This is a genomic window from Veillonella sp. T11011-6 (assembly GCF_002959755.1).
Taxonomy (GTDB): domain Bacteria; phylum Bacillota; class Negativicutes; order Veillonellales; family Veillonellaceae; genus Veillonella.
Window position 1 is genome coordinate 263,402 of record NZ_PPCW01000004.1, and the last position, 13,397, is coordinate 276,798.

Below are 13,397 nucleotides of genomic sequence, written 5' to 3' on the forward strand. Positions count from 1 at the left end.
CCTCCTTATACAGTGACACGAACTTCATCAGCTGGCTTACCTTTTACTACATGCTTAGTTTCCTTGATGTGAAGCAACGCAGACAATGCTTGGTATTTTGGACGAGCCATTTGATCGTTCAATGTTGGTACTGGTGTTGGGGATTCGCCCTTAGCGTATTTAGCAGCATTTTTACCGATAGCACGGTATGTTTCAGCTGTTAATAGCGGTGCTTGAGGGAATAATTCCAAGTTTGAAAGTGGTTGTAAGTCCCGTTGGTGAATCAAGGTTGTACCTTTAGATTGAATACCGATACATACACCGGATCCAGAAATAGAATCACCTTCAACGGCTACGGCCGCTACGTCAGAGGAACGGTATACGCGGATTACACGAGCTTTTAATCCTTCTTCTTCGATACCAGCTACTAATTGACGAATTACCTCTTGATGCGGTACACCAACTATGGTTTGGCGTTGACTGCGACCAAAGGCAGGACCTACAGCAATCACTACTTCATCTGCGCTAGTACCAGGTTGTGCAGGGCTACCAGTTTGTAGCCAGCTATCGTCACCAGTTGGGTCTTCATGTCTAGGTGCTGCACTTTCACCAACATTAGCCTTAAATTGTGGTGCCTCATGAACACCACCCATTTCTTGTAAAACGTCTAGGATAATAGAGCGTAATACATCTCTGTTAATTTCAGCCATCATGACACCTCCTTATATATCCCGTGGATCAATGGCGTTTGGAATATCTTTAATACGTTCCCAATCTTCACCTTCCACACGATACCCTGTGCCAACACCTTGATAGTCATTTCTATTGTTAATCGCGGAGATAACGTTGAAATCACGGTCAAAGATGGCCGATGTTTGTAAGTAATCGCCGGAGATTTTTTGTTTTAATAGGTTCAAAATACTTTGTGCTACATCTTGATGGCCTTCTTTAGCTAAGCCTTTTACGAAGTCAACGCCTGTAACACCGCGGTTTAACAAGTCTTGAGCCGCTTTAATATCTGCAACCTTATCGCGAGGAGGCATATCTTTAGAGCCATTTGCATATGTAGCAGCCTCTACCTCTTGATCTGTAATTGGAGGCAAGCCTAATGCTTTGAACAACGCTTGTAGTGCACGAGCCGCTTTATTACGAACCGTTACAACTTCTTCTTCGCGAGCAGGAATAAGACCGCCATTTACCTTGAGGTCACGTTGGATAACTGTCCAGTCATCATAGTCCTCTGCATCCCAGTTGGAACCAGCGAACATGTTGTCATAGTTTGGTGTAGAGCTATAACCAGAGCAGATAAAGTCAGTACCTGGTGCAAATTGCATCAATGTACGAGCTGTTCTACGCAAATCAGAATGACTGAATGTTTGGTCATTACTAGATGCACATTCAAGGTCGAGCATAGCTGCTACAAGGTTTTCTGCTAATACAGCACGGATACCAGAAGGTACAGCTGCTGGAATACCGATACAGCTTACAGAACCATTTTGGATACCTTGTACGCCAGCACCTTTTGTAATATATAGGCAGCGGATTTCAAGGTACAACATAGATTTACCTTCTGCTTGGCCCATTTGTACTTCAGAACCTGTACCAGAGGTGAAGCGCATTTTAAGACCACGAGATGCATAAGCAGATGCGAGGAATCCTTTAGACCAAGGTGTATCATCACCATCGGTAAATACGTCTTCTGTACCATATACGGAAATTGTTTCTGCATATGCTGTGAAGCCACGCATGCCAAGTTCCAATTCTGTCGCTTCTTCCAAGGAGCATTGTGTCAATACACCTGGGCGACCACATTGAGAGCCTACGAGTAAGCTAATCGCATTGAGTGGTGCGTAACGAGCAACTGCTACTGTTGTTTCTTCTTCTGCGAACCCACGAAGTGCACCTTCCGCAGCATCAGCTGCGATTTGCACTGGATTGTCGTTTACGTTCGTTACATGGGCTTGGTTAGCCATTGTACGACGAGCACGCATTTTTTGCATACATTGCATCATTTCAACAACGTTCATAGAAGAAACAACTTCCAACATTTTCGCTGGAGTAATAGATTTACAAATCTTAACGATTTCTTCACGAGGTACTGATGGTGTAAGCATCATATTAGCAATCTCTTTTGAATCCTTTGCCATTGCTTGTTCAGCACCATCGAAAACGATACCGTAATTTGCAATAAATGTATCGATAAGATCAAAATCTTCTCGGCGTTTACCATCGAGTTCAACGATGCGACCACCTTCGATTTTGAGGCTAGGCTTTGGATCTTGAGGAGATTCCATGGCTATAAAACCTTCCTCTACCCATTCCTTTACATAACCATCCTGATTAACAGGACGTTGACTTAAGACTTCGAAACGTTTTGATTTCATAGGGCATACCATCCTTTCAGATTAGATATAGGAAGGGGCTCCGTTCACTGGTTCGTCACCCATCGTACCGAGCAATTGTTTACCTACTTCACGAGCAGAAATAACCGCTTGTCGTACAGCCCCAGAATCGCCAGAAATCTGTAAAATTACTTCGTTAGAATTACTTGTACCTGCAGAAGGAGATGCATAACCGATTACATCAACGTTTGCAGATTTGACAGCTACATCGGCCATAACTACGCCAATAGCTGCTGGAGCACCTACGATAAGACCAAAAGCTTTACCTTCGGGAGCGCCAAATGCTGCATTTACTGCATGACTAGCGCGTGCTGTATATTGAAGTTCAATATGACCAGCATCGTTTGCGTATACATCGCCAAAAGTACGTTCCACTTCAGCTAATGCTACTTCAATAGCTCGTTTTACATCGGATACATCATCACCACCAAAAATGATTAACGACCCATGGCCTGCGCCACCTTTAGTATCACGAGGTAATTCAATGCTAACAATTTCAGTATTGGTTGCTTTTACTGCTTCATCAGCAGCCATAATGTGTGGGCCTGCACCAGTACGAGCACCTAAAATACCGATGGAACGATATTTTTTCTTTAGTTTCATCGCATCTAATACTTGTTGATCTACGTTAGCAATTACGAGACCAATAGTATCACCAGTTTTACTAGTCCCTACAAATTCAGTTAATCCACATGTTGTCGCCATAATACCCTCCATACGTATAATGAAAGTATCAAAGTATCTATGTACAGAAAACTATGTTGCGGTATACCATTTTATATTTTTTATCATTTCTTTAACTATTCATATGTATGCAACCCTAGATTCTGTACACCATATATTGCTATAGAGCATGCCTTGCTATTCAGTCACAACCCATCGGACTCAATCCTTTCTAAATACATGTACTATAAGGCTTTTATCTACCTTTATTATAAAAATTATTAAATGTAACTTTTTTATGTATATTCGAAAAATGCGATTTTTCTATTACTAAAATACGACAATCCTGTTATACTTATACATATAAAAGCAAGAAATAACTTAATTTTATAGGTATATGAATTTTAGGTGGTATGTCACTTTTCTCTTTTCTCAGGTTTAGAGCCGTCCCATTAGATAGAGAGCAAGTAGAGCTATTTAACGGTGTGCTTACTAGACCTCTTAACACATTTGTGATTGGAGGTTTTACCATGATTTGTACGAATGAAGATACTAAGCTTATTAATGAAATCATGCGCGATTTTACAAACATAACAAAGATTGCGGCTATTTTTGTTAATAATCGTGGAAAAGTGTTATCTCAAGAATATAACTTTTCTCCTTTTTGCAAGGTTGTAAGACGCAATCCAGCTTACGCCAAACGCTGCAATCAATGCGACTTATATGGTGGACTAGATGCTACAAAAGAACTATCCTCCTGTCCGTACCGCTGTCATATGGGCCTTATAGATTTCTCCGTGCCCATCATGAAAGATGGCGCCATCTTAGGCTTCATCATGGCAGGACAAACAAAAACAGAAGATACAACAATCAAACCTATTTTGCCTACCCAAACCGATTGGCATGATGACACCAAACTTCGTGCACTATATCAGGCATTACCAGTTCTTACAGCAGAACAAATCTACAGTGCTACAAAGGTTTTACGGATTTTGGTAGAACACTACTTCCCATTTAACGATGCCATAGCAGAAGAGATGCCTTATGAACAATTACCAGACTTTGTGGAGTCTGAACGACCTATTAATCGTCCAGAAATTCGAAAGGCTATGTTATATATAGAAAAAAATCTGAGCAAACGAGTGTCGCTCAGAAGGATTTCGGAACATATTCATTTAAGCGAGTCCTACTTCTCTAAGATTTTTAAAGATGATACGGGGCTTTCAGTAGTGCAATATATAACACTATTGCGCATACAAGAAGCGAAAAAACTATTAGTATATTCCCAACTAACAGTTAATCAGATCAGTAAAACATTGGGCTATAACAGAACTAGTTATTTCTGTAAAATTTTCAAAATGGCTACCACTGAAACACCACATTCATATCGGAAAAAATATGCAAAACCAATTCATCCATAATATAATAAAAAAGGCGTAACACCATTGGTATTACGCCTTTTTCGTATCTATAGAGTTTGTCATGAGAAGGTATTGTATCAGATACATATATTATTAACGATCAATTAGAACGCTGGGATGATAGCTCCCTTGTAGTGTTCTTCGATGAACTTCTTAACTTCTGGAGATTGTAATGCTTTAGCTAATTTTTGGATAGCTGGTTTATTTTCATCACCAGGGTTAACAGAAAGAAGATTTGCATATGGAGAGTCAGCTTTTTCTACGAATAAGCCATCTTTTGTAGGATTAAGACCAGCTGGCAACGCATAGTTAGCATTGATTACTGCTGCATCTAAGTCTTGGATAGAACGAGGAATTTGAGCTGCTTCTAACTCAACAATTTGGATGTTTTTAGGATTGCTAGTCACATCGAATGGTGTATTAGTCAAACCAGTTGGATCTTTCAATGTTACTAGACCAGCACTTTGCAACAAGAGAAGTGCACGAGCACTGTTTGTTGGGTCAGACGGGATAGCTACTTTTGCGCCATTTGGCAAGTCTTTCAAGTCTTTAATTTTTTGAGAGTAGATAGCCAATGGTTCGATGTGAACTGGTGCAAAGCTTACAAAGTTTGTACCATGATCTTTATTGTAGTTATTTTGGTAAGGTACGTTTGCAAAGAAGTTTGCATCTACTTCATGGCTAGATAGAGCCATATTTGGTTGGATGTAGTCTGTAAATTCAACGATTTGTAAGTCTACACCTTCCTTAGCCAAAATAGGTTTAACTTGTTCTAAAATTTCAGCATGAGGTACAGGATTTGCTGCTATCTTTAATACCTCTTTAGAGCCACTAGAGCTCGCGTTATTTGTGGAAGAACCACAACCACTAATCAATAAGGACGCACCCAGTACGGCCGTCGCTGCTAATGCTAACCATTTTTTCATGTAATCCTCCTATCTACGATGAAAACCTCCATCTCGGACGAGGACTCATACGTATACAACATTCGTAGATATTATAATAAATCTATTTTTCTTATCTTGTATCTACATTTGATTATTTAATAATTTCGATGTAGTAAGTATAGCAATTTAATTCCTACTCGTATAATAGATTTTATATATGTAATAATATAACTTTAATCTATAGCAAGATAAGAGTAATTACATTTAGCTATGCCAAGTACATAAAAACGGTACTAAGATGATTCCCCGTACTACTAGGTAATATACCTAATGGGTACAATCAAACTTAGTACCGTTATAAATATCGCTCTATATAATAAACAATATACTCAAAATCAAAAATCAACTTATGGAGTTGACGTTGTTTGCTCCACAGAAATAGTTACAGGTGCTGATAATTTAGCCTCTAACCAAGCTTTTATTCGTTCCAAATCTGCATCAGATACAGCGGATGTAGTATGGATGATCACCATATAGCGACTCGCTTTAGGCTGTTCTAGATTATCTATTAAAGGCATGCCTTCCACTTTGCTTACAAACGGGAATAACGCCTTTGCTTCAGCTTCTGTCGTTTTCATAGTATTTATAGTTTCACTTACTAATTGATAAGTCGGCTGGTATAGATTATTCAAGTTTTTATATGTTTCAAGATTCTCTGAAGATTTATTCAAGTTCGTCTTATCCATAGTAGATTTTTTCTCATCTACGCTATTAACAAATCGTAATGTATAATTCTGCAAGTACTCATCCTTCTGTAACTTGTTATCCAACTGGGCTCGCTCCTCTGAAGTCACAGGAGCTCCTATAACTACTATGTCTACTAGCTTATTCGTTTGATCTAATGAATAATCAATCACTTGTCGACGGCCCTCTTGATTAATATCATTCTTAATAAACTGCTCCATATGGTTTGACTCAGAATACTTGATAGTCATATCATAGCCTGCATAAATACTTGGTATAGCCATAATAAGACCAATCACGAGAAATATTAGCTGGTTACGACGATTAACCTCTTCTGCTTGTTTATGGAATGGCAAACTATATACACCCTTTAAAACAATAAAAGCTGCAAAGAAGATGAAAAATGCATTTATAAAGAATAGATAGCCAGCCCCAATGAAATATTGCCAATTTCCATTAGCCAGTCCATATCCTGCCGTACATAGTGGTGGCATAAGTGCAGTCGCAATCGCAACACCTGGTATAACATTATCTAAGGTCTTACGCGTTTGCCCAATAATCCCAGCTAACCCACCAAATATAGCAATGAATACATCAAAAATATTCGGTTCTGTACGTGCTAATAGTTCAGATGTAGCCGCCTGAACGGGAGAAATATAAAAATATAAAGCAGATGCCAAAACAGCAATCGTAACCTGTAAGGACAATCTTAAAATACCGCTTTTTACAACTGTAAAATTAAGCGTAGCAAAGCCAAAACCAGTTGCTAAAATAGGTCCCATCAACGGTGATATAAGCATAGCACCAATAACAACTGCCGTACTATTCATATTCAACCCAATAGAGGCGATAAATATGGAGAGAATCAGGGTAACCAACGCAGGTCCCTTAATCTTAGCCCCACCTATCAACCTTTTAGAGATAGTTGCATCATCAGCGCGCTCAAAATGTATATCAAAGTATTTATTTATTTTCATTCTTTCTCCTTATAATTTCATCAAATCTGCAAAGGTCCCTACATTTACAAACATATGCTGTGTCGTTTTCAACATTTGAACCATTAAGATAGCTCCTGTCCCTTCCCCCATCGACATGTGGGCTTGAATAGGAACCATGTCTTGTGTAATATCTACCTCTGCTAAAGCTAGCTCTGTGCCTTTTTCGCGGGAATGATGTGACGGCAATGCATAGTCTGTAATGCGCTCGTTCATATGTACCGCACAAGCTGCCGCTACAGCTGTAATAAAGCCATCAATGACAAAAGGCTTTTTAAACTCAACACAAGACAGCATAGCCCCAAGAATAGCAGCAATATCAAAGCCCCCTACATGGGCTACAATTTTACGAACTCTTTCAACTTCACTATCAGAAACAATACTAGCCTTATGCTTATCTAATACAGCGCGCACAAAATCAATTTTTCGTTTCATCAAATCTGGTTTATTCGGCCAAGAACCAGGTCCTACTGTTTCAGTGGGATCAGCTCCAGTTAAGGCAGACAACACACAGGCAGAAGTCGTCGTATTACCAAGTCCCATTTCACCAAAGGAAAAAAGATTTATCCCTTGCTTTACATAATGTTCAACTCGTTCATAGCCAGCTTGAAAGGCACTATTAAATTCATCCTCAGTCATAGCAGGGTGGTTTAATATATTCTTTGTCCCCTTTGCGACCTTGCGATCCACTCCGATACCATCATCTGAGGCAATTCCTACATCCACAACTTCATAAGGAATGTTGTTAAAGTTACAAAACTGTGTAGCCGACGAACGACCCAAGAGCATATTACGCGACTGCTTTTGCGTTACCTCATAGTTATAACCTACATAGCCTTCCATATTACAACCATTATCAGCAGAAAATATGATATGCTGAGGTCGAATTTCACCACTAATCTCGCCCCAAGCAGTACAAATCTTTCGGAAATAATCCTCCCACAAGCCTAGGCCACCAGGGATTAGGCATTTTGGTTGAAGAAATCTATTTAATTGTTCCTCAATTGGTAATACTGACTTATCTTTCATTCTAATCTCTAGTCTGCACAGAATATGCCAACTAGCCTTCTATTAATTCGATATTATTCTATATAGAAGTATAACACAAATTATATAATTAGTAATATAAGGTTTGTACTAGTACTCATATATACGAATTATCCTCTCATCAGGGAATAATCTATGCTTTTTAGCCTTAAACTCTGGATTGTTATTAGAATCAAAATATTCAATTGTATTTCTTAACTGCTCATGAGTAAAAGGACTCGTACTTGGATTATATACAAGCTGATTAAATACAGCATACCGTCCATCATATGCAGCAAATAGTAAATTAGATTTCTTATCTGGATTGTATGAATCCACTAACATTCCAGGCAAGCCATTATTCCATACCGCTGAATAAGTAGGATTTTGTAAATCATCAAAGATTCCCCACATACGCCAATATACTTGCAATGTGTGATAAAAATTATACTCTTTATCTACAAGCACCTTATTTTCTATATCTTTACTATCAGGATGATCTACATCTAAAGGAATAATCTGAATAGAATACCAAATATCTCCTATCTCATACACTATAAAAATATTGTTATCTAACATATAGAACATCTTCAACTCTGCACCTTTAGGAATGCGGAATGTCATGCCTTTACGAGTAATTGTGTCTGTATATGAATCTATATCCTTTAAACTCTTCTTACAAGGAACCTTCCTTTCCACAGGATACGATAAAAGAGTAGTCTTTTTCTCATCATGAATGAGCTTATCCGTTGAATGATACAATCTGCCCCGAACTAAACTAACTTCTTCAGCATACGTTTTTTCTTCACGTAAATACCCCTTAGCTATGTCCTCTGACTTCATTCTTTCCAAATGTCTTTGTAAATCAGCTTCAATCTTATCATTAGTTTGTTCACTACTAACACACTTCTCTTTAGCACTACCAGAAATATCACTTTGAGTAACCGGCTCTTTTGCATGTACTTGTGAAGCCATAAGACTTAGCATTAACAGTGCAGCAATGTATGAATATATTCTTTTCACAATACAACTCCTTAGCTTTATAACAACCACTACAATCAACTTCAATCTCTACTAGTATTGTACCTTTTAATACTTGTAGAATCATCAAAGGGGCTGTAACAAAACAGCCCCTTTGTTCCAAATTTTATATACAAACTCTGCCCAACTCTAATGATACATATCTATATCTACAGTAATCATTCGCGTTCGTTCCGGATTAAACATAAAGTAAATCACTCTTGGCTGGTCATGATCAAAGTTATGGTAAACAACATATACTACATATTTCTCAACTGATACACGAGTACTATAATAAAAATCTTCATTAGGATCATCACCGACACTCTGGCTGCCATCAATTAACCAGGGAAATAATTTCCAGTTTTGTCGTTGAATAGTGATAATCTCATAATAATTGTTTATGTCCCTAACCAATACATTTTTATCTTTTGGATATGTATTCTAATTACTTAGATTGATAAAACACAGCTCGTGTCCCATCATTACTAATTAGCAATTCTACAAAATGAGGTCTTTTAGTATTCCCATCGTCTACAAAGACATATAGTCTATGATTTCGAGTAGAATTATATGTATCCTTGACTACTGTTTTTGTTTCTTTTCGAGGTGCAAAGCGTAGCCACTCAATAAAAGTCCGTTCTGGCAAATTGAGGGATTCTTCTTCTATACTCTCTACAATATTATAGCTATTAGGGTGAGATATAAAACGCTTTTTCTCCCCCGTATCTAAATCACGCAATACACCATCCGCATCAATTTGCGCTGTATAGGCTGCATTTTGCTTTGCTATTGCCTCATATTGTGCAATTACTTTAGGGTCCCCCTCAAGTACAGTATATCTCTCTGGATATGCATTAGCCCAAGCTAAACTACTACGAAAAGCAGACGCTCTATAAATACCGTCGGGAAGTTTTCCTGGTCGTTTTAACCCCTCTGGTAGTTCTCCACTATTAGGCCACCCTTGAGTCCAATCCATGGTACTATACTCGAAGGAATCAAATTGCTCAATGCTTGTTTTTAAGTCGTACCTAAACCAATCGCTTACTAACCAAGAAAAGCTGAGGGTAAAGGCAATATACAAACACCAAGCCAACTGAGTGTGCCTTTTTTCAGATATGGACTGTTTCTTAAAGCGCCTATATTGTAGAAATATACTCGATACTATGGCTATGCCAAAAACAATATATGTAATAGGTGCTATATTAAATAGCACTACCACAATTGTAAACAACACGCATAGCATAACCGTTAATAAGCCATAAAATCCTTCGAACAAAACTCTCTCCTATAATGACAGCACTTAAAACATCTTTTTATACAACGCTTCAATATCTTCACGGCTTATTTCAGCTACTGTATTAGCTATATTGCCTGTAGCTACAACGTATACATTATCTACGAGCCATGGAATGTCTTTTTTCGTAAATCCTAATTCTGTAAGGTTTGTAGTAAGGTCTAGGTCATGTACGATTAGGCGTAATGCTTCTCCTAGTTCGGAACCATCTCCGTGGTTAAATATCCGAGCTAAGGCACTAAATTTATCAGGGTTTGCACTCCATGTATATTCCACTGCAACAGGTTCAATAATAGCAAGGCCTACACCATGGGTAATATCTTTAAGGCCACTGGCTGGATGTTCCATACCATGTGCTAATGTTACACCAGCTGTGTTAATAACCATGCCCCCAATTGTGCTAGCTAATGTAACGGACTCCCAAGCTTTTGTAAGCTGAATTTCGTTGAGAACAGCTGATTTGCCTTCCGCCGTTGCTTTCACATGTTTATATAGTGGTACAAGATATTGTGCTAATAATGTCACTGCATAATGAGCTAACGCATCGGTGAAAGGTTGTGACGTTTTAGAGGTATAGGCCTCGATGTTGTGGCATAGTGCATCAAAGCCTACAGATGCCAATACATGAGGTGGCATTGTACCCATTACAGCAGGGTCTACAATAGAAACCTTTGGCACAATAGCATTGCAGCGTAAGGATTTCTTATCACCTGTTTCAGGATTAGTAAGAACACCAAACCCGTTGCCTTCAGAGCCGGTACCACAAGTCGTTGGAATAACAATAAGAGGCAATGCATTATCACTAACTTTACGGTTGAAAATATAGTCGTTAATATCGCCTTCATTCACCGCCATAAAGGCAATTCCTTTGGCACAGTCCATGATGGAACCACCGCCGATAGCAATAACCATATCACAGCTTTCAGATTTAGCTAATGCAGCGCCGTCTAAGGCTGTCGTGGTCAATGGATTGGCATCTACTTGATCAAACAATACATGACCGATATGAGCTGCATCAAGCTTTGCTACCACCCGGTCATATAAACCAGATTTTTTAGCACTAGTACGACCAGTTACAATAAGTGCTTTCTTGCCATACGGTGCAGCAAAATCAGCAACATTATCTACTTTATTCCAACCGAATTGGATGTTTACAGGTAAAAAATAAGAGAATTCCATGTGATAACCTCTTTTCTTTGAAAACTAGTTCTTAGTGTTATTGTAAAGGATATTTAAAAGCATGTAAAACCTCATAGGGCTTTCACCAGAAAACAGGTATACTAATAATAAGAGAGGTATTTATATTTATATTTATATTTATAGAGGGAGAGAACATCTATGAAATTTGCCATTAAACATTTATGGTCTTCGCTGCGGGACCTAGCAACGCAGTCGCCTATATTACTGGCATTAATTGCCATATTTTCATGTACACCGTTGTATATTGAACAAGATTGGTTTGCCGAAATCGACATTAAGCTATACTCACTGTATTTCTTTATCGTTATATTACAAAGCTATATAACAAGAACCCGAAAGTTTTCCATTTTATATACCTTAGTAAGTATCGGAATCGGCGTTGGCCTTTATATGATTCACGAAAGCTACGGCTATGTGCGGGGTATTGAACTAGCTACGGAAAACATATCGTACCTATGGCTGTACTCCATGATTGCCTTGTATTTCACATCGCCTGGTGAACACTACATCGGTGAAATCATTAACCGCATCAAACGGATTGGCATCACCCTTGTTACGTCTACGCTATATAACATTGTTATCATCATGAGTTTATGGTTCTTCTTCATCATCGTGGACCAACCATTCAACTTTGAAGAAACCATTTTTAAGGTACTCGCATCCATTAATATATTCATTTGTCTATCTATGGTATGTTCTTACAAAGAGGATCCCGCAGGTCCTCCAGCGCCAAACTCATTTTTTACTGTTGTATTCGGCATCATCTTGCCTAAGGCGTCGATTATTACAGGCATTCTAGCTAATATCTATTTAGTCTTGATTCTGTTAGGGCTTCGAGAAGATACGCGTTTCTTCTATACCTACTATCCGTATGTAGCCATTTTCTACCTATTCTACTTGGCTAGCTTTAGATCCAGTGAAAGTAGCAGAACACAGCAAATCCTATGCTTCTTGTTCATTACACTAACTACACTGTGCTTAGTTCTTATCGGTAAACGTGTGATTAATGAACCAGTTCTCTGGCTCAATACGATTTACGTGAGTGCATTCAATTTAATCTTCTTAGTACACAATGTATATTCTCTTGTGAAGGGTTTAAAACCTTCTGTACACACAACAGTTATGGCTCTTGCCTTAGGTGCTGTTCTCTTGACGCCATTCATAGGCTATACAACGTATCGTGAATTTGTGACCTATACTAAAGTCGATGGCGAATGGCATGCAAGCCTACCAATAGCTGCTACCTTTGATTCTAACTTCACAGACTACGGCACACCATATGTACCTGTAGATGATTTAAAACTGCCAGATACAAATCCAACAAACGGCAGACGCGTCGAGTATATCAATTTTGATGCTTTGTCTGCACCAAAGGTTATCTCTATTGCAGGATACGATAAATACATTGAAAACATCGAGTTAATTGTATACGAACAAGATCTTAAAGAATACCAAGTAGAGTCTGCCAACTTCGACTCCATCTCCTTCAAGTTCCTCAACAACGGCCTTGATTTAGAGGTGTCTCTACCAAATGGAATAACAGAGGTGCATCATATTTATGATAAGTTCCTTACAGTCGATAAAACAGCTATCGATCCTGTCATTATAGAAGGCAATGGATATAAGCTATTGATTACGTCGTACTTCATAAACCAATTCGATACACGTAAACTTAAATTTAACGTACTTTATAATTAAGCATATAATACAAAATAGTAATAATTACAACATCATATATAATATGACAAAAGTAGTACCCCACA

General features: G+C 38.4%; 11 protein-coding genes. 2 read left to right on the forward strand and 9 right to left on the reverse strand.

Going from position 1 to position 13,397, the window contains the following annotated elements; translation table 11 throughout:
• Window positions 1–5: 5 nt before the first annotated feature.
• The 3 genes from VRHSUH10_RS05910 to pduB are packed head-to-tail and all read right to left on the reverse strand — an operon-like array spanning window position 6 to window position 3,086.
• Complete coding sequence (locus VRHSUH10_RS05910) at window positions 6–692, reverse strand: propanediol/glycerol family dehydratase medium subunit (RefSeq protein WP_105089793.1); 687 nt, start codon at window positions 690–692, stop codon at window positions 6–8.
• Between the two features lie 9 nt (window positions 693–701).
• Complete coding sequence (locus tag VRHSUH10_RS05915) at window positions 702–2,363, reverse strand: propanediol/glycerol family dehydratase large subunit (protein ID WP_105089794.1); 1,662 nt, start codon at window positions 2,361–2,363, stop codon at window positions 702–704.
• Between the two features lie 21 nt (window positions 2,364–2,384).
• A complete protein-coding gene (gene pduB / locus VRHSUH10_RS05920; protein WP_038124004.1) occupies window positions 2,385–3,086 on the reverse strand; it encodes a propanediol utilization microcompartment protein PduB in 702 nt (233 codons plus the stop codon).
• A gap of 488 nt (window positions 3,087–3,574) precedes the next feature.
• Here pduB and VRHSUH10_RS05925 point away from each other — a divergent pair, with 488 nt between their 5' ends.
• Window positions 3,575–4,465 carry a PocR ligand-binding domain-containing protein gene (locus VRHSUH10_RS05925; RefSeq protein ID WP_105089795.1) on the forward strand — a complete coding sequence of 297 codons (891 nt, stop codon included), beginning with the start codon at window positions 3,575–3,577 and terminating at the stop codon, window positions 4,463–4,465.
• A 104-nt stretch (window positions 4,466–4,569) separates the two neighbouring features.
• Here the strand turns inward: VRHSUH10_RS05925 and VRHSUH10_RS05930 are convergent, their stop codons facing one another.
• The 6 genes from VRHSUH10_RS05930 to VRHSUH10_RS05960 all read right to left on the reverse strand — a co-directional run bounded on the left by VRHSUH10_RS05930 (window position 4,570) and on the right by VRHSUH10_RS05960 (window position 11,613).
• Window positions 4,570–5,391, reverse strand: a complete 822-nt coding sequence (locus tag VRHSUH10_RS05930; RefSeq protein ID WP_105089796.1) for a MetQ/NlpA family ABC transporter substrate-binding protein — start codon at window positions 5,389–5,391, stop codon at window positions 4,570–4,572.
• A gap of 368 nt (window positions 5,392–5,759) precedes the next feature.
• Window positions 5,760–7,073, reverse strand: coding sequence for a DUF389 domain-containing protein (locus VRHSUH10_RS05935; RefSeq protein ID WP_105089797.1), 1,314 nt, complete (start codon window positions 7,071–7,073; stop codon window positions 5,760–5,762).
• 9 nt (window positions 7,074–7,082) lie between these two features.
• Entirely contained in the window at window positions 7,083–8,120 is a 1,038-nt protein-coding gene (locus tag VRHSUH10_RS05940; protein ID WP_060924429.1) for a nicotinate-nucleotide--dimethylbenzimidazole phosphoribosyltransferase, read from the reverse strand.
• A 108-nt stretch (window positions 8,121–8,228) separates the two neighbouring features.
• Entirely contained in the window at window positions 8,229–9,140 is a 912-nt protein-coding gene (locus VRHSUH10_RS05945) for a hypothetical protein (RefSeq protein WP_060924430.1), read from the reverse strand.
• 445 nt (window positions 9,141–9,585) lie between these two features.
• Window positions 9,586–10,383: a hypothetical protein gene (locus VRHSUH10_RS05955; protein WP_060924494.1), complete on the reverse strand. Its 798-nt coding sequence runs from the start codon at window positions 10,381–10,383 to the stop codon at window positions 9,586–9,588.
• A 57-nt stretch (window positions 10,384–10,440) separates the two neighbouring features.
• Window positions 10,441–11,613 (reverse strand): iron-containing alcohol dehydrogenase, encoded by a 1,173-nt coding sequence (locus tag VRHSUH10_RS05960; protein ID WP_060924432.1) that lies wholly within the window; start codon window positions 11,611–11,613, stop codon window positions 10,441–10,443.
• A 159-nt stretch (window positions 11,614–11,772) separates the two neighbouring features.
• Between VRHSUH10_RS05960 and VRHSUH10_RS05965 the strand changes: the two genes are divergently transcribed.
• Window positions 11,773–13,332: a hypothetical protein gene (locus VRHSUH10_RS05965; protein WP_060924433.1), complete on the forward strand. Its 1,560-nt coding sequence runs from the start codon at window positions 11,773–11,775 to the stop codon at window positions 13,330–13,332.
• The last annotated feature ends 65 nt before the right edge of the window (window positions 13,333–13,397 follow it).